The 15,138-nt window shown below is 53.1% G+C and carries 21 protein-coding genes; 19 read left to right on the top strand and 2 right to left on the bottom strand.

Going from position 1 to position 15,138, the window contains the following annotated elements:
* Positions 1-110 precede the first annotated feature (110 nt).
* The 6 genes from OGY07_RS23140 to OGY07_RS23115 all read left to right on the top strand — a co-directional run bounded on the left by OGY07_RS23140 (position 111) and on the right by OGY07_RS23115 (position 3,819).
* Positions 111-479 carry a hypothetical protein gene (locus OGY07_RS23140; protein WP_165463604.1) on the top strand — a complete coding sequence of 123 codons (369 nt, stop codon included), beginning with the start codon at positions 111-113 and terminating at the stop codon, positions 477-479.
* Positions 480-534: 55 nt separating this feature from the next.
* Positions 535-891 carry a hypothetical protein gene (locus OGY07_RS23135; RefSeq protein ID WP_165463603.1) on the top strand — a complete coding sequence of 119 codons (357 nt, stop codon included), beginning with the start codon at positions 535-537 and terminating at the stop codon, positions 889-891.
* Between the two features lie 92 nt (positions 892-983).
* Complete coding sequence (locus tag OGY07_RS23130) at positions 984-1,130, top strand: hypothetical protein (protein WP_033876058.1); 147 nt, start codon at positions 984-986, stop codon at positions 1,128-1,130.
* Between the two features lie 45 nt (positions 1,131-1,175).
* The gene (locus OGY07_RS23125; protein WP_165463602.1) at positions 1,176-2,000 is read left to right on the top strand and encodes an N-6 DNA methylase; all 825 of its coding nucleotides are present in this window, start codon (positions 1,176-1,178) and stop codon (positions 1,998-2,000) included.
* Between the two features lie 723 nt (positions 2,001-2,723).
* Positions 2,724-2,936 carry a hypothetical protein gene (locus OGY07_RS23120; RefSeq protein ID WP_165463601.1) on the top strand — a complete coding sequence of 71 codons (213 nt, stop codon included), beginning with the start codon at positions 2,724-2,726 and terminating at the stop codon, positions 2,934-2,936.
* A 61-nt stretch (positions 2,937-2,997) separates the two neighbouring features.
* Positions 2,998-3,819 carry a DUF932 domain-containing protein gene (locus OGY07_RS23115; protein ID WP_284556511.1) on the top strand — a complete coding sequence of 274 codons (822 nt, stop codon included), beginning with the start codon at positions 2,998-3,000 and terminating at the stop codon, positions 3,817-3,819.
* 35 nt (positions 3,820-3,854) lie between these two features.
* Here OGY07_RS23115 and OGY07_RS23110 read toward each other — a convergent pair whose 3' ends face one another.
* Positions 3,855-4,400 (bottom strand): lytic transglycosylase domain-containing protein, encoded by a 546-nt coding sequence (locus OGY07_RS23110; protein ID WP_165463599.1) that lies wholly within the window; start codon positions 4,398-4,400, stop codon positions 3,855-3,857.
* Positions 4,401-4,977: 577 nt separating this feature from the next.
* Between OGY07_RS23110 and OGY07_RS23105 the strand changes: the two genes are divergently transcribed.
* Complete coding sequence (locus OGY07_RS23105; protein WP_284556510.1) at positions 4,978-5,373, top strand: relaxosome protein TraM; 396 nt, start codon at positions 4,978-4,980, stop codon at positions 5,371-5,373.
* 32 nt (positions 5,374-5,405) lie between these two features.
* Here the strand turns inward: OGY07_RS23105 and OGY07_RS23100 are convergent, their stop codons facing one another.
* The gene (locus OGY07_RS23100) at positions 5,406-6,047 is read right to left on the bottom strand and encodes an Arc family DNA-binding protein (protein WP_284556509.1); all 642 of its coding nucleotides are present in this window, start codon (positions 6,045-6,047) and stop codon (positions 5,406-5,408) included.
* Positions 6,048-6,242: 195 nt separating this feature from the next.
* Between OGY07_RS23100 and OGY07_RS23095 the strand changes: the two genes are divergently transcribed.
* From OGY07_RS23095 to OGY07_RS23040, 12 genes are all read left to right on the top strand, one after another.
* Complete coding sequence (locus OGY07_RS23095) at positions 6,243-6,596, top strand: type IV conjugative transfer system pilin TraA (RefSeq protein WP_019843218.1); 354 nt, start codon at positions 6,243-6,245, stop codon at positions 6,594-6,596.
* Positions 6,597-6,599: 3 nt separating this feature from the next.
* On the top strand, positions 6,600-6,902 hold the full coding sequence (gene traL, locus OGY07_RS23090; protein WP_019843219.1) for a type IV conjugative transfer system protein TraL: 303 nt from the start codon (positions 6,600-6,602) through the stop codon (positions 6,900-6,902).
* A 5-nt stretch (positions 6,903-6,907) separates the two neighbouring features.
* Entirely contained in the window at positions 6,908-7,492 is a 585-nt protein-coding gene (locus OGY07_RS23085) for a TraE/TraK family type IV conjugative transfer system protein (RefSeq protein ID WP_284556508.1), read from the top strand.
* Positions 7,493-7,503: 11 nt separating this feature from the next.
* A complete protein-coding gene (gene traK / locus OGY07_RS23080; protein WP_165463596.1) occupies positions 7,504-8,244 on the top strand; it encodes a type-F conjugative transfer system secretin TraK in 741 nt (246 codons plus the stop codon).
* The gene (traB, locus tag OGY07_RS23075) at positions 8,241-9,644 is read left to right on the top strand and encodes an F-type conjugal transfer pilus assembly protein TraB (RefSeq protein WP_284556507.1); all 1,404 of its coding nucleotides are present in this window, start codon (positions 8,241-8,243) and stop codon (positions 9,642-9,644) included. The genes traK and traB overlap by 4 nt, the downstream gene beginning before the upstream one ends.
* Before the next feature lie 86 nt (positions 9,645-9,730).
* Positions 9,731-10,285 (top strand): type IV conjugative transfer system lipoprotein TraV, encoded by a 555-nt coding sequence (gene traV, locus OGY07_RS23070; protein WP_284556506.1) that lies wholly within the window; start codon positions 9,731-9,733, stop codon positions 10,283-10,285.
* Complete coding sequence (gene traC, locus OGY07_RS23065) at positions 10,285-12,885, top strand: type IV secretion system protein TraC (RefSeq protein ID WP_284556505.1); 2,601 nt, start codon at positions 10,285-10,287, stop codon at positions 12,883-12,885. The genes traV and traC overlap by 1 nt, the downstream gene beginning before the upstream one ends.
* Positions 12,882-13,295, top strand: a complete 414-nt coding sequence (gene trbI / locus OGY07_RS23060) for a type-F conjugative transfer system protein TrbI (RefSeq protein ID WP_284556504.1) — start codon at positions 12,882-12,884, stop codon at positions 13,293-13,295. Before traC ends, trbI begins: the two co-directional genes overlap by 4 nt.
* Positions 13,292-13,927, top strand: a complete 636-nt coding sequence (gene traW / locus OGY07_RS23055; protein ID WP_165463592.1) for a type-F conjugative transfer system protein TraW — start codon at positions 13,292-13,294, stop codon at positions 13,925-13,927. The genes trbI and traW overlap by 4 nt, the downstream gene beginning before the upstream one ends.
* Positions 13,924-14,217 carry a hypothetical protein gene (locus OGY07_RS23050; RefSeq protein ID WP_019843227.1) on the top strand — a complete coding sequence of 98 codons (294 nt, stop codon included), beginning with the start codon at positions 13,924-13,926 and terminating at the stop codon, positions 14,215-14,217. Before traW ends, OGY07_RS23050 begins: the two co-directional genes overlap by 4 nt.
* Positions 14,208-14,777 (top strand): hypothetical protein, encoded by a 570-nt coding sequence (locus tag OGY07_RS23045; protein WP_080218295.1) that lies wholly within the window; start codon positions 14,208-14,210, stop codon positions 14,775-14,777. The genes OGY07_RS23050 and OGY07_RS23045 overlap by 10 nt, the downstream gene beginning before the upstream one ends.
* Positions 14,778-14,880: 103 nt before the next feature.
* Positions 14,881-15,102: a hypothetical protein gene (locus tag OGY07_RS23040; RefSeq protein ID WP_080218296.1), complete on the top strand. Its 222-nt coding sequence runs from the start codon at positions 14,881-14,883 to the stop codon at positions 15,100-15,102.
* Positions 15,103-15,138 lie beyond the last annotated feature (36 nt).

Raw genomic sequence — 15,138 nt, 5'->3', positions numbered from 1 at the left:
CTTTTTGTCTCCGCCCCCTGCGCTCCTCCCTGCGGCGTTGCTCCTTTGCCCTTCGCCGCGAGAGAACTCACCGAGAGATGACTTAACCACCAGAAAAGGGGACAACCAGAATGCACACACAGAACGTCAAAACCGCCGCTCCCGAATCTTCCGAAAGATGGGGTGAAAAATCATGTCTGCGGACTGATGGCTTTATCCGCAACCTTCATTCATCAAATGCGTTTGATGTGATCCGCGCTGATGTGGTGCTTATCCGAATGGAGGCACAGGCGAACCGGGGATGTGGTCTGCATTACGAAATTTTTGAATCCCGTCTGTTAGGGGCGGCAATGGGTTATCTCGAAAAATTACCGGTAAAAGACCGCCCGGTCTTTATGGGGGCCGCCGCCCGCCGTGGATATTCCTTAACGCTGGCTCATGAGCAACAGGCACACAATGACTGTGATGAACTCATGGCCGAACTGGCCCGCGATTACTGACACAACGTTTAGCCTGGCGGCCTGCGCCGCCTTAACCAACCCGAAGGAGAAAACCATGCTTACACACATCACTGAATCATTACGTTATCCGGCGATTAACGCCAGCGCCGAAGCCGAGCGGGCTTACTGGATGGGCCGCGAAAGAATGGCAGTAAAAGCGCCCGAAGAAATTGATGTTCATCGTTTTCACGATGCGCTGGGGCGTATGTACCCGCTCAACTGGGCATCCGGTGATAACGGGGAAAGTGAAACGTTTATGAGCGCGGAAATGTACTGCGGGAACGTGACTGAAATTTTTACCCGCATCGGCATCCGTTATTACCGTATGCGTGATTACAGCAACATGAACCACGCGCAGATCGTGCAGCGCGTTAAGGAGGTGTTTTACCGGGACAACGACAGCCAGAAATGAAAAAAGCAGGCTTACGCCTGCTCATTCCCGCCGGGTTAACGCCTAGGAACGTAAGACCCGGCAACCATCAAATTTCAGTAGAGGATAAATCTATGAATTTCGACCCGCAAATCGTCGCACAGGCGAAAGCGTTTGTAAACGACTTAAGAACGAAAGGAAGCGCCCGCGTCCCGGCCCTGAAGCTGGAGCACTGGCAGCAGTTTATGACTCAGGTTTACGCGGGCCTGGGGCTCGCGTGATGTGAAATCAGCCGCCCCTGACGGGGCGGCTTTAAGGAGAAACGCATGTCACAGCTAAGCCTGGATTCCCTGTTTGATGCCTTTGATAACCTGCCCGCCGTTGTTAACAGTACGCCAGCCATTCAGACCGCCCCGCCGGTTAAAACTGTTTCGCGCATGGTCACGTATGACATCGCAAAAAAGCAGTTTATCAGCGTATTTAAAGCCACCGGGCGGCATCTGCGGCGCTGGGATGTTTTCAGTGATTTTATTACCCTTGCCGCCAGTGAGCTGGATATGGCGCGGATACGAACGCAGGATAACATCGAGCGAAGCCGTAAAATTTGTGAACGGTACGACGGGCAGGATCAGGAAAACCTGAAAATGCTGTTTTGTATGCTCGTCGCGGCGCTGGAAGGTAAGTTTCAGGATTTTCTCGGATCGATATTCATGGAGCTTGAACTGGGTTCCGGTGACATGGGCCAGTATTTTACGCCGTACAGTGTCCAGTCCATGATGGCCCGTTTGCTGATACCTGGTGTGGCGGAAATCATCCGTGAAAAAGGATGGTTCACCCTCAGTGAACCGACCTGCGGCGCGGCGGGTATGGTGATTGCGTATGCTGAATGCCTGCTTGACGCCGGGTTTAATCCTTCGGAACACATGTTTGTTCAGTGCATCGATATCGATCCCATTGCGGCGGATATGGCTTTTATTCAACTGAGCCTGTTAGGCATCGCCGCAGAGGTGACCACCGGGAATACGCTGACGTTGCAGTGCAGCCGGGTGCGGTACACACCAGTGTATTACCTCAATGAATGGGAAGCGCGCCTGAAACTGCGCCGACAGGTGGACGCGATGAAAGATTTTCTGGCCAGCCTGGCAGCATAAATAACCGGGCAGGGGACACCCTGCCTTTTTCCGGCCCCGTAAACCCGCAGCGCCTGACGGCGCAGGGAAGGGCAGCGCTGACGCGCTGCCCCCATCCCTCCGCGTAAGTTTTTGTCCCGTCTGCATTCCAGGTCATTCCGGGAATAGCCTTTGTTGTCACTTACGGGTTCCTGTCCTGGTGAACATCTGGCCTGTGGTCCTGTACCGCTTTTCGTTCAGTAAAAGACAGATCAACACCATGCTGGCCCCCTTCGGCTCCTGACCCGCTGCGCGGTTCAGTCGTCGAGCCAGACTCCGACAGGCAGCTGCTTCGCACCGGCCAGTCTCCGCCGAACCCGCAGGGCGGTTTCGGGCCTGACGGCTACTGTCTGATGGCGGAGGTCAAGGTCAACAGCATGCAGCCGGCATTCGCCGGCGCGTTCACCGCACCGGCGTGCCGGTGCTCTGAAGTCGCCACGCCGTTCCGCCGTGTCGGGTGTGTGCATTCTGCCGGTTGCCCGGTGTCCATCTCCCGGCCGTTCTCACGCGGAGGGCTGTTCGTAGCACCGCCTTGTCGTCGCACAAGGGGTGAAATGAACTCCGCCAAAAACTTTTTGCGAAAGGACTGCAAAAACTTTTTGTCTCCGCCCCCTGCGCTCCTCCCTGCGGCGTTGCTCCTTTGCCCTTCGCCGCGAGAGAACTCACCGAGAGATGGCTTAACCACCAGAAAAGGGGACAACCAGAATGCACACACAGAACGTCAAAACCGCCGCTCCTGAATCTTCCGAAAGATGGGTTTTGGCATTTCCCGAGCCGAAAACGGCGCGCCTTATTGCTGTTTATGGCACAGACGTCAGCTACGCCAGAAATGTTCTGGAAGATTTGAAGGCCGCCGGTGCCTCTTATTCCCGTCGAAATATCATCGCCGATATGTTCCGCCGTCTGGGGGTTAATTAATTCTTTTGTGAGCCCGCAAATCATTTAACTGATATGAAAACCGTAAATTAAGGAGAATGTTATGACCCGTCTTGCATCCCGTTTTGGCGCTGCTCATGTTATCCGCCAGGAACGTCCCTTAACCAATGATGAGCTGGCAAAATATGTACCCAGCGTTTTTACGGGCGATAAGCATGCGTCACGTTCGGAGCGGTACACGTATATTCCGACCATCACACTCCTGGATAAACTTCGCGAAGAAGGGTTTGAACCTTTTTTTGCCTGCCAGACCCGTGTGCGTAATTTTGACAAGCGGGAATTTACGAAACATATGTTACGTCTTCGCCGCCGTGACCGAATTACCGGAACAGAAGTGCCGGAAATTATTTTACTGAACAGCCATGACGGATCCAGTAGTTATCAGATGATCCCGGGCATGTTTCGGTTCGTCTGCACAAATGGCATGGTTTGCGGACAGACGTTTGGTGATATTCGCGTACATCACAAAGGGGATATTGTCGGGCAGGTCATCGAAGGTGCTTACGAAGTCCTGGGAATATTTGACAGGGTTGATGAAAATATCGATGCCATGAAAAGTTTAACCCTGTCACCGGCAGAACAACGGGCCTTCGCAGGTGCGGCGCTGGAATATCGTTACGGAGAAGAACATAAACCCGTGACTGTTGACCAGCTGCTTGACTGGCGTCGTCGCGACGATAACAAGCCCGATTTATGGAGCACATTTAACCGGGTGCAGGAAAATATGATTAAAGGCGGCGTGCCTGCCCGTTCAAAAACCGGGAAGAGTACCCGAACGCGGGCGATAAACGGAATTGACGGAGATGTAAAACTCAACCGGGCATTATGGTCACTGGGTGAGGAAATGATAAAACTCAAAAACTGAAAATTTAACCCGCCATCCGGCGGGTTTTTTGTGCACTATTGCGAGACTTTATTTAACTGACCGGGGGAGATATTTTCGGAAAAGGTGGCTGCCGCTGTTTTCTGACTTTCGTGCACGGATGAATTTTCGGACACGATTTTTCTTGCCAGCAGTACGCGATATATTCTCTTTATATGATCGGCATAAGCCCGCCGTTTTTTTATGAACTTTTCAGACGGCCCGGTGTTATACATCCCGACACTGTCCCAGTTCCTTCCCCATGCGCTGAAGTTATGCGCCAGTACCCATGCTCCGGTATAGACACATATACACGGATCCGAAAGAAGATCCTTTCGCGTAATATTAAAGTTTTTCAGCTTCCCGTAGTGCGAACTGTTGATCTGCATTCCACATACATCTTCCGTTCCGTTGCTGTTACTGCCGTTTATGGCATCGGGAACAAGACGCGATTCTTTAATTGAAATAGCCGTAAGCAGCAGCGGGTCGATGCCAAAATCACGCCCGGCCTGGTTAAAACACATTTCCGGTGCCGCGCGTGCAGATAATGAGATGGCAAGGAGAACCAGCAGGCTTTTTTTCATTTAGGCTATTCCTTCAGGGATGCATCCAGGAAACTCCAGGAATGTTGCCCGTAAAAATACCCCCGCCGATCGTCTTAATCAAGAAATTTCCTTACAGACGCGCAGGAGGCGCTTATTTTAAACATTTTCCGGCAGGCTCAAATAAAGAGAAATGAGGAAATCTCTTTATTTCAGGCCGCTCTTTGCCTGACCCTTAAAACATCACACCCCACGCAAGACTTCGTCTTGCAGATTTTTGCTTTAATTTCAGTTGGTTGTCTTTAGTAGTAATGCGGGTCGTTTGAGTTATTCGGGTTTTTGTCGTACACACCGACACTAATTTATCGTAGTAATGTAATACCTGTTAGTGCAGGTATGTGTTACCTGTATCGTACAATAGTAGATATCATTGAATATTATTGATTTAGATGTCGCACAGTGTCACACTGTCGTAGACGTTAGTGTCTGATTGTACTACTGTATAATCAGGTTTAATATTGCTTTCGCCGGTATCTGTCATACAATTCTGCGATATCATTAAACTCATTATCAAAAATGATAGTGTCGGATTCGACACTATCAAGGAAAGGCCAAAAATATGGGCAGAGTGGGAATTTACCTTAAAGACAAAATAGAACGTGAAGTACGTGATATTGTTCAGCATGACCTGCAAAATGGAGCAAATCCGGGAGAAGCAAACATATCTGCTACCTGCAATGAATTAATAAGACTGGGTTTGCTGGTTTATAAGAGGGATGATTCTGACGGCCACAGATTCGATCTGGAAGGGTATCAACGCGACCTTATTCGAAAAGCAGCGGGCTCCCGCGAGGGAACGGTATTGATAGCTACGTTACTTTCAGAAATGTATCTGAAAATGACTGAAAAAGATGGTCACGGGAAACTGGAAGAAACGCTGAATATGATTATAACTGGTATAAACGATGCGGAAGACGAGGCTGAATCGCGGCATTTTGTTAATCAGGACGATTAAAACTGTGGCCGGAGAAATCCGGCCACAGGCGGTCACAGATGGCTGTCCTTATCCCACGGCAGTTCCCCTTTTTCTGCCTCAGATATTCTGTCTTTCAAAAACACTTCAAATTCCATACACAATACTTTCAGTGCCTGCGTATCTTCGTTCTGGTCGAGTATGCGCCCGGTAAAATAACCCAGTGTATTCATCAGGCGGGTCAGCATCTCGTCGTTCAGGCTGCGTTTATGTACGCGTGCCATCACCCGTATCTCTTCGGCCAGATTTTCAGGAATACGCATACTGTACCCGGTCGTTTTACCCGGAAGTAATATTCTTTCTCCGTCACGCCACATCCACAACTGCTCTGACTGCGTCTTTGTTGCTTTAATTTCTTCATGCTCAGCCTCACCAGTGTCAAGCAACTGACCAAGCCACTCCTCAAACTTTACCGCCAGGGAAATAAGCTTTTCTGCTTCAGCAGTTTTAATTACAGGCAGTCCCGGCTGGTAATTAAGCGATAACAGTAAGCGCGCAATAATTTCATCGTTAACACTTCTTTTGCCCACCCTGGCACATATTCGTAATTCCATTAACAAATTATCCGGCGCACGCAGCCGCCACTCCACGGCTTCGCCCGGGCGGAACTTACGCGGGCGGCCACGACCTTCCCACATTTTTTCTTTAACTTTCATATAGCTGGATCTCGCAAGCATTACCAGGTTAACTGCCCGACCAAGCCTACCCCCTAATATATTCAGATAATTCTGAAACAATCCGCAAATGTGTGACATGTGTCACGGTTTTTTTTTTTAGGGTCATGGGATAATAACGCTCGCGTAAACAAGCACTTACGCGAATCACTTTTGTTTACTTCGGAGAAAACAAGCATGAAAACCAGTGGCAATGCCCTTCAGGCAGGAAAGGGATGGGCGGTAGCGTCTTTATTTCGCAAGGCGCGAAATAATCTTAAGTTAAATAAATGGGCAAAATACGGAGGACTTGCCTTAATTTCATTTATGTTTGCTCACCCGGTTCTGGCTGCAGGTACGGATTTATTGTCCAGTCAGAACACCACCGTTAATTCAACATTCGGTTCCGGTTCTTCTCTCGTTAAATGGTTCTATATCGCCGAAATCATCATGGGCCTGTTTATTTATATTAAAACCCGCTCGCCCCTGGTTTTCGTCGGTATTGTCATGGCTATCATCTTTACCCGGGTCGCTTTCGGTATTGCGAGCTAAAAGATGAACGGGGAAGATGATAAATATTACTTCCCGGAAACGCTGAATCAGCAGGCTCGCTACTTTGGTTTACCGATTGATGAATTACTGGTTACGGCACCGCTTGTTGTATTTGGCGTGCTGAACAATATAGCGATTGAGTTAACCGCAATAGCGGGCCTTCTCTGGTTTGTCATGAAATATCTCAAGAAAGGGCAGGGGTCATACTGGCTTCTTAATTTCTGTTACTGGCACCTTCCATCCTTTTTATTCAGGATGACTTTTCGACAGATACCTGATTCAAGTTTCCGGCACTGGAGAGCCTGATTAGTATGAAACTAAAAATTAAAGGAGAACGGGATAAGCAGCTGCGATATACATTTATTGGAATTTCCGCTCTGGCTCTGTTTTCAACAGCCGGAACTGTAATTACCGGTTCACTGGCATGGTATTTCGCCATGAACCAGAAAACCATTACCACGCCAATGACCTTCAATCATCCCTTCAGCTCAGATGCACTCACCGCCGATGCAACCGGTATGACCATGTTCGCCACTTCCTTTATTTACTGGCGTTTGAATGTGAGTCCGGAAAACATTGATAACAACCAGAAAATGCTGCTCGGATTTGTTCCCTCCGCCAGTCGGGACACGCTGAAAAAAGCGCTGGATGTTGAAGCTGAGCGCATCAAAAAAGGCGGCATAACCACCCGCTTTGAGACAAGGGAAGTACGGTCAATGAACGAGCCTGGTGTGGTGGAGTTCAGCGGAACGCTGAAGTCTTCCACCACAAACGGAGCTATCACCACGCCCCTGAAGGACCAGGATAAAACCTACCGGCTGAAAATGAGCTACGAGAGCGGACAGATTAACCTCCTGACTTTTGAAGAGCTTCAGCCGGTTCCCACCTTAAACTGACAGGACTGCCAATGAAATCTCGTTTTTCACCGGTGGCTGCTGCTGTATTAATGACGACAGGACTTTTTGCAGGCGGCCTCCGGGCCGCCACTGCGCCTGCCGCCATCCCGTTTGAGAACGACGCCGCCTTTAACGTCGTGTTAAGTAACAACAGTCCCAATAAAGTTGTTATAGACGGGGAGCTGATTACCAGCATCAGCGGACCGGCCGGAGCGTACGACCAGAGCACCACTGAAAGCGGTGCGCTGATTCTGTCTCCGCTGGTCGGCCAGAACTTCACGCTGTTTATTCAGACTGAACGAGGCTCAGCCCTGAGTCTGAATGTCAGTCCCCAGCCCGGAAGCGGCAGAACGCTGCGCTTCACGCCTGTGTCGCCCCCTCTGCGTAAGAATGAGGATGCGAAGACATGGGAAGAGGGTCAGACTTACGAAAAAACACTCGTCACCCTGTCCCGTGCTGTCGTGAATGGCCAGGTTCCTGATGAGTATGAGGAATATCCGGTCAGTCGCATGACTGCATATGCGCCGGCAGTCAGCGTGCGACTTACTCCGGAACGCCAGTTTGTGGGCAACCATCTTCGCGTGGTTCGCTTCCGTCTGACTAACCCCGGAAGTATCACGCAGAACCTGCGCGAGCGTGATTTCTGGCGCAAGGGGGTCCGGGCCGTCATGCTCTCGCAAAATCAGCTTTATGCGGGCGGTGAGGGGTATGCATGGATTGTCTTTTCAGATGACGGAGTACCACGCTCATGAATCTGAATGAAAATCTGAAAACGCGCCGCCGGCAGCTGACCATTCTCGCAGGGGTTCTCGCCGCCGGTTCAGCACTTGCCGGTGGCGTGATGTGGTACGGACAGCATCAGGAAGCAAAGAAAAATCCGCCTCCTGCTGTCGCACCTAATATGACCGGCGTTGTCACTGCCGCATTCAACGAACAGGTCAATGACTCCGCGCTGGCGCAGCAACAGGCCAAAACGTCTGCACTTGAACAGCAGATTGCTGTGCTGGCGCAACAGGTTACCCAGAACAAACTCACCACTGAACAAAAACTCGCTGACAAAGACAATCAGATTGCGCTCCTGACCGAGCAGCTGTCGAAAGCCTCCGGTGGCAACCAGACCACGGGCCCGCAGACACCACCTGCGGGCACGAACGGCACACCACTGCCCGGTCCGGTTGCTGCCGGTCAGGCCCGGCCACCCGAATACACACTGACCCCTGCTTCCTCACCGGCCGCCACTGGTGCAGTGAATATGGGGCAGGGTACAGGGTTCTATCCTGGGGGGTCAGGTCAGCGCATCACAGGTGGCCTGGCCACCACGTCTTTCAGTTACGACACGCTGAAGAAGAAACCCACGAAACTACCCTGGATCCCGTCAGGCTCCTTCTCTGACGCCATCATGATTGAGGGGGCCGATGCCAACGCCAGCGTTACCGGGCAGCAGAACACCCGCCCTGTGACGTTTCGACTTATGGGTAATATCCAGATGCCCAATAACAAGGAATACAGCGCGGATGGGTGCTTTGTGGTGGGGGAAATCTGGGGTGACATCTCCAGTGAGCGGGGCGAAGTCCGGACAAAGTCTATCAGTTGCGTGCTCAAAAACGGAAAGCACATCGATATGGCGTTTAATGGTCATGTCAGCTACCAGGGCAAGGGCGGTATTCGCGGCAAACCGGTGATGCGTAACGGTAAAATTATTGGGTATGCCGGTGCGGCGGGGTTGTTGTCCGGATTTGGTGAAGGCATCAAATCTGCCGCCACACCGGCAGTGGGGCTTGGCGCAACGGCCAGTATTGGTGCCAGCGATGTGTTTAAGCAGGGCATTGGTGGCGGTGCTGACAAGGCCGCTGACACACTGAGTCAGTACTGGATCAAGCGTGCTGAACAATACCATCCTGTGATTGATATCGGTGCCGGTAACCGCGTGACGGTGGTGTTCCAGGAAGGCTTCCGTCTTGAAACCCTGGAGGATGCAGAAGAAGAAAAAGCCAGAGAAGCCCTGCAACAGGCCGGTAATGCCGCGCAGGGAGCGGTGGCAGCACAGCCCGCCAGTCAGATATCTTCCGGCACTTCCTCAGTGGAAAATCTTAACCCGGATGATGTACTCCGCCAGGCCAGCCAGTTACGACTTGGTGACACCATCAACTGAGGTGAAAAATATGAAAGCGGCCCCTGTCAGCTACACGCCTTAGTCCCGGCCCCTGTTAACCCCCTTAAACCAACCGGAGTTATCCCATGAACAAACTATTGGGTGCTGCACTGCTGTGCAGCGCGCTGACCGGCTGCGCCGGTATGAATGGTGATTTCGACTGTAATAAAACCGCGACCGATCAGTGCCTCACCACGGGCGAGGCCAATAAACTTGCCGCTCAGGGCAAAAGCCTTGACGACCTGACGTCGCAGAAAGCCACAAAAAAGCCTGCGGGTGAAACCCTGCCGGCACTGCGTAACACAGCGCCTGTCGTTAATCCGCAGCGTCCTGTTTCCGTCGCAGCAACCGGACCGCTGTCAGCAAAACCCATTGCGCCACGTCCGCTTGCCACCGTGCCTGCGGGGACCGGTTCAGTGGTGACCCCGCCTGCCACAACGAGCCATGTGACGCCGTTAACGCCGGTAAACACAGCAGGCCGCGTACCGGTGCAGCGTATTCCGGATGCGACCCAGCGTCTGTGGATTGCGCCCTGGGTGGACACGGACGACAACTTCCATCAGCCCGCCGTCGTGGAGTTTGTGAAAAACAAATCTCACTGGGATGAAAGCTACCGGGTAATCGGTGAGGGAGACGAGTAATGACCGTTTTTGACAGTCTGATCGATATGATGAAAAACGGCAAAGAGGCCGATGGTGCAGCCACTGCGCGTAACAACCTGTCCCAGACATGGGACTATCCTTCCCTGGTTGCGTCACTGCCTTACCGCTATTACGACGAGACCAGTGAGCTGTTTGTGAATGCCGGCACCGTGGGCTTCATTCTGGAAGCCGCCCCGTTGCCCGGTGCCAACGACCAGGTGATGGCGGCGCTTGATGACATGCTGCGCAAGAAACTGCCCCGTAAAACCCCGGTCACCGTCATTCTGACCGCCAGTAAATGTGTCGGTGAGCGCATTGCAGGGGGGGTCAGTACGGATATGTGGAAAGGTCAGATGGCCGATCACCTGAATAAAATTACCCGGGCATTCTGGCAGCGCTCAGCCTTACACGGACTGGCTAACGAGCGCGACTATCCACTGTATCTGCGTAATTACCGCATCTTTCTGGTCTACGGCAAACCGGTTAAGCGTGTGACCCAGCAGGTGATGGATGACCTGGTGCAGATACGTAACACCATCCGCGTTTCACTGGGCGCGGCCCGTATCGACTGCATGAATACTGACGTTAACGCCTTTCTGTCGGTGATGCGTGAGCTGATGAATTACCGCCATGAGCAGGTAATGATGTCCTCCGGCGATTATAACGAGGATGAAAAGCTCAACCGCCAGGTGGTTGATCCGGCCATCGATTTGCGAGTGTCGCCCTCTCACATCCGTGTCGAGCTGCCCGAGTCGATTGATGCTAACGGAACCCGTCTTCCGGCGTCGGCGTGCCGCATCGTGAACATGCAGCTCAGTAAAAACCCCAGGCGCTTTGCGCTGTGGCAGGGAGCCGACAATTTACAGAATCTGCGCTTCCCGGATCTGGGCATTCCCTGTCCGTTTATGCTGACCTGGACCACGGAACTGGAGGAACAAACCAAAAGTCAGAGTGAGGCGTTCCGCAAGGACCAGGACCTGTCCAAAAAAGCCAACTCTGCCTATGCGGCTTTGTTTCCGGGAACCAAAAAGGCGGCGGAGGAATGGCGGCGCACCCGTGAGCAGCTGCACAGCAACGAGATTGCGCTGTGCAGCACCTACTTCAACCTGACCCTGTTTACGCCGGACAACACCATGGCATCGCAGGAATGCGAGCTGGCTGCCGTCAACGTGTTCCGTAAAAACGAACTCGAAATGGTGACCGTGCATTATCAGCAAATGCGCAACTGGCTGGCGGGTTTCCCGTTTGTGATGCAGGAAGGCATGTGGGAAGACCTGAAGGTGACGGGCGCCACGCTGCGCGCCAAATCCTGGAATGCCGTCAGCCTGATGCCGGTTGTGGCCGAACGGCAGCTTTCCAACGTCGGAATGCCGCTGCCGACGTACCGCAATCAGGTTGCCTTCTTTGATATGTTCGGGGAGGAGAACGGCAGCACCAACTTCAATATCGCCGTTACCGGCACATCGGGTGCAGGTAAATCCTTTCTTACGCAGGGTATTTTACGCGACGTGCTCAATGCCGGCGGGTATGCCTGGGTAATCGATATGGGCGACAGCTATAAAAACTACTGCCACCAGGCAGGCGGTGTCTACCTCGATGGCGCGAAGCTGCGCTTTAACCCGTTTGCCAACGTGAAAGACATGAAGCACTCAGCTGAAGGGATTGTGCGCCTGCTTACCGTGCTCGCCAGCCCCACGCAGCCGCTTGATGCGGTCTGCGAGGCTATCCTGCAAAAAGCGGTTGTGGATGCGTGGGATAAAAAACAGCACCACGCCCGCATCGATGATGTCCATCACTATCTGACCTGTGAGGACGTCAACCGGACCTTTGCCGACAAGCCGACCATCATCGCGCGTCTGGCCGAGCTGGCCATGTTGCTGGAAACCTACTGCACCTGGGGACCGGACGGCGAATACTTTAACGCAGACAGTCCCACACTTGATGGCGAAACCCGCTTCGCTGTCCTGGAGCTGTTGAGTCTGGAGGATAAGCCGAAACTGTTGTCGGCCATTCTGTTCTCACTGATCCTGGCGATACAGGAAAAGATGTACCACAGCCCGCGTGACCTGAAAAAAGTCTGCATCATCGATGAAGCCTGGCGACTGCTGGGTGGCTCCAACCCCCACGCGGCACGCTTCATCGAGACTGGCTACCGCACCGTTCGTCGTCACCGGGGAGCCTTTATCACCATCACTCAGGGTATCAAGGACTTCAGTGCCGGTAAGGAAGCGGAGGCGGCATGGAATAACAGTTCCACCAAAATCACCCTGCTGCAGGACGCGAAAGCCTTCAAGAAATACCTGACCGAAAACCCGGATCAGTTCACTGATATGGAGAAGGAAGTTATCCGGGGCTTTCAGCCGGCGCTTCTTACGGGTTACAGCTCCCTGCTCATCAGCGCCGGTGAATACAGCTCCTTCCACCGTCTGTTTGTCGACCCGGTGACCCGCGCGATGTTCAGTTCGCGGGGTGAGGACTTCTCTTATATGCAGAACGCCCAGAAGGCGGGTGCATCCTCTGAAGAAGCTGCCTACCTGCTGGCAGAGAAGAAATACGGTGATGAACTCCGGGAACTTGAAGAATGGGTGAAAGCCGCATGAGTGATGAAAACATAAAACCGCATGACGAGGCCGCCCGCGGAAGTGCAACGACGTCGCGCCTGTTGTCTGCCCGTGGTGTGAGACTGGCCGCCTTCATTCTGGTCCCGCAACTGATTATGACCATGGCAGGGTGGGGCTACCTGAAAGTCACCACACCAGAAATCGTGGTGTTCGACATGAAGGGCACCATTGATCTCTTTAAAGAGCAGTCTGCACGCCAGAGCCTCGATGAGGAAAAGGCGCAGCGACTGACCCGCCGGTTTAACACAGCACTGACCGACAGTCTGGGAGACTGGCAGTCCAGCCATAACGCCATTCTGCTGGTCAAACCGGCCGTTATCAGCGAGCAGACGGATATCACACAGGAAATCCGTGCGGACATTGCCCGGCGTATGCAGGAGGGACAGTGAGAAGACAGAAGCAACTGATAGTCCTGCTTCTGCTGGCGTTATCTGCAGGCTCCGGCGCAAAAGACCTGGGTACCTGGGGCAATGTGTTTGAACCGGCAGAACAGGACATGCTGGTCTTTATCCAGGACCGACTGAAAGGAATGGAGCAGTCCGGCGAGCTGGACCGGCTTCGCGAAGAGGCGATTGAGCGGGTGAAGCGAAATGCGGTGCGACCCGCGCCGGTGAAAGGCCTGACGGCAGCCACCACATACCGGACATTCCCTTTTGATCCCACCTTTACCGTTAATGAAACCATCACTGACATGCAGGGAAACATCATTGCGCGTCGGGGGGACCAGGTGAACCCACTTGATAAGGTGGCATATGACCAGGTGCTGTATTTCATTGATGGCGATAACAGGGATCAGGTGGCGTGGCTCCGGCAGCAGATTGCAGGCGGGACCACGCACAAGGTGATTCTGGTGAACGGCAACATCCGGGAAACCAGTGAGAGGCTGGATGAGCGTATTTACTTCGACCAGTCCGGCATTCTGACCCGTAAGTTTGGATTTCAGCATATCCCCGCGCGTGTCACCCGGGATGGCCGTGTACTGAAAGTGGAAGAGATCCCGATGGAAGGAGCGAAAAAATGACAACCACCACGTTAGGCGATTTGTTTCCGGAACTGCGTAAGGCCGTTGCGGAAGAGAAACAAAGAAAAATCAGTAACAAAATCACCCGTGCCGGGACCGCAGAGCGCCTTAAAACGCTCTACCCCGAAATCGAATCCTGGAGCAATGTCTTTGCCGTTAAGGCGTGGTGGATGTGGCTTCAGTCGAACGGCATGGAACTGGTTGAGCCGGAAGAAAGGGACGAGCGTTTCCCGCAGTACCTGGTTGGACTGATCCGCAAAAAAATGGTGGAGATAGGGTCATGGCGCTGACGGACTGCTTTATACCTGCCGACTCGCTGCAGGCGTTTATGACCTGCGTACGTGAAGGGGAAAATCTGATCGGCGTGGTGATGGTATCCCTTGTGCTGGGCGCCTGGCTGGCGTTGCAACTGATGCGTGAAATGCGTGTTCGTCGCCGGGCTGTGGAGGTGGCAGCTCGCCGGGATGTACCCGCTAAGTTTGCCAGCGTGGAGCATGCCGGTGCCGTCTGGCGGTACGCCAACACCGATATGTACCAGTATGTCCTGGCCGAGCTTGAAAAAACGCTGACTGCAGAGGGGTATTCGCTGACACGAACCCGCAAAATGAGTGTGATGTTATCTGATACCTGCCGGAACCGGGTCGCCAGAGAAGTATTCCTTGCCCGCGAGCGATTCCTGACGCCGATGAGACCTGAAAGCGAGATGGAGGCGGCGGCCGATGAGTGCAGCCGGAACGGCTATTCGGCACAGTGGCTGGCCTGCTTATTACGTGGATGCGAGCTGCAGGGCTGGTACGTTACGCGATATGCGCCATCACCGGCTATGTCACCCGCCTCTGCCTCCCACTGACCCAACCGCCACCCCGTTCAGGATGTTCGGTGCTCACTGCGTTGCGCTCCGCCTCAGCCTGAACGTGCTGCCGGTTTTCGATCAACCCCGACAAGGTAACGCCATGAAACAAGACCCTGAAAGCGAAAAGGGCCGGAATGTCATCATCTCGTCAGTACGTCACGATGAAGGTTCGGCCAGACAGCTGAACGAGATCCTTAACAGTAATCCACTGTACCGCCCGTCTGCGGTGCTGCGGGGTGCCATTCTTGCCCTGTATGAAATGGACAAGGAACAGCAGCTCGCCATCATCATGAAAGCCGCAGCCAGCGGCAAAAATCATTAACCCCTTCTTTTATATAGCCCTTCCGCCAGCTCGGCG

The organism is Citrobacter sp. Cs237 (assembly GCF_030332325.1).
Taxonomy (GTDB): Bacteria; Pseudomonadota; Gammaproteobacteria; order Enterobacterales; family Enterobacteriaceae; genus Citrobacter_A; species Citrobacter_A sedlakii.
Note: the sequence above shows the minus strand (reverse complement) of the source record. Positions and strands in the feature narration are given on the sequence as shown.

Bases quoted from the DNA above. Each gene is read 5' to 3' on its own strand.
- OGY07_RS23140 (WP_165463604.1), top strand. From the start codon at position 111: ATGCACACACAGAACGTCAAAACCGCCGCTCCCGAATCTTCCGAAAGA.
- traB (WP_284556507.1), top strand. From the start codon at position 8,241: ATGAATCTGAATGAAAATCTGAAAACGCGCCGCCGGCAGCTGACCATT.
- traK (WP_165463596.1), top strand. From the start codon at position 7,504: ATGAAATCTCGTTTTTCACCGGTGGCTGCTGCTGTATTAATGACGACA.
- OGY07_RS23100 (WP_284556509.1), bottom strand. From the start codon at position 6,047: ATGAAAGTTAAAGAAAAAATGTGGGAAGGTCGTGGCCGCCCGCGTAAG.
- OGY07_RS23045 (WP_080218295.1), top strand. From the start codon at position 14,208: ATGGCGCTGACGGACTGCTTTATACCTGCCGACTCGCTGCAGGCGTTT.
- OGY07_RS23050 (WP_019843227.1), top strand. From the start codon at position 13,924: ATGACAACCACCACGTTAGGCGATTTGTTTCCGGAACTGCGTAAGGCC.
- traL (WP_019843219.1), top strand. From the start codon at position 6,600: ATGAACGGGGAAGATGATAAATATTACTTCCCGGAAACGCTGAATCAG.
- OGY07_RS23115 (WP_284556511.1), top strand. From the start codon at position 2,998: ATGACCCGTCTTGCATCCCGTTTTGGCGCTGCTCATGTTATCCGCCAG.
- OGY07_RS23130 (WP_033876058.1), top strand. From the start codon at position 984: ATGAATTTCGACCCGCAAATCGTCGCACAGGCGAAAGCGTTTGTAAAC.
- OGY07_RS23105 (WP_284556510.1), top strand. From the start codon at position 4,978: ATGGGCAGAGTGGGAATTTACCTTAAAGACAAAATAGAACGTGAAGTA.
- trbI (WP_284556504.1), top strand. From the start codon at position 12,882: ATGAGTGATGAAAACATAAAACCGCATGACGAGGCCGCCCGCGGAAGT.
- traC (WP_284556505.1), top strand. From the start codon at position 10,285: ATGACCGTTTTTGACAGTCTGATCGATATGATGAAAAACGGCAAAGAG.
- OGY07_RS23095 (WP_019843218.1), top strand. From the start codon at position 6,243: ATGAAAACCAGTGGCAATGCCCTTCAGGCAGGAAAGGGATGGGCGGTA.
- OGY07_RS23040 (WP_080218296.1), top strand. From the start codon at position 14,881: ATGAAACAAGACCCTGAAAGCGAAAAGGGCCGGAATGTCATCATCTCG.
- OGY07_RS23125 (WP_165463602.1), top strand. From the start codon at position 1,176: ATGTCACAGCTAAGCCTGGATTCCCTGTTTGATGCCTTTGATAACCTG.
- OGY07_RS23135 (WP_165463603.1), top strand. From the start codon at position 535: ATGCTTACACACATCACTGAATCATTACGTTATCCGGCGATTAACGCC.
- OGY07_RS23110 (WP_165463599.1), bottom strand. From the start codon at position 4,400: ATGAAAAAAAGCCTGCTGGTTCTCCTTGCCATCTCATTATCTGCACGC.
- OGY07_RS23120 (WP_165463601.1), top strand. From the start codon at position 2,724: ATGCACACACAGAACGTCAAAACCGCCGCTCCTGAATCTTCCGAAAGA.
- traV (WP_284556506.1), top strand. From the start codon at position 9,731: ATGAACAAACTATTGGGTGCTGCACTGCTGTGCAGCGCGCTGACCGGC.
- OGY07_RS23085 (WP_284556508.1), top strand. From the start codon at position 6,908: ATGAAACTAAAAATTAAAGGAGAACGGGATAAGCAGCTGCGATATACA.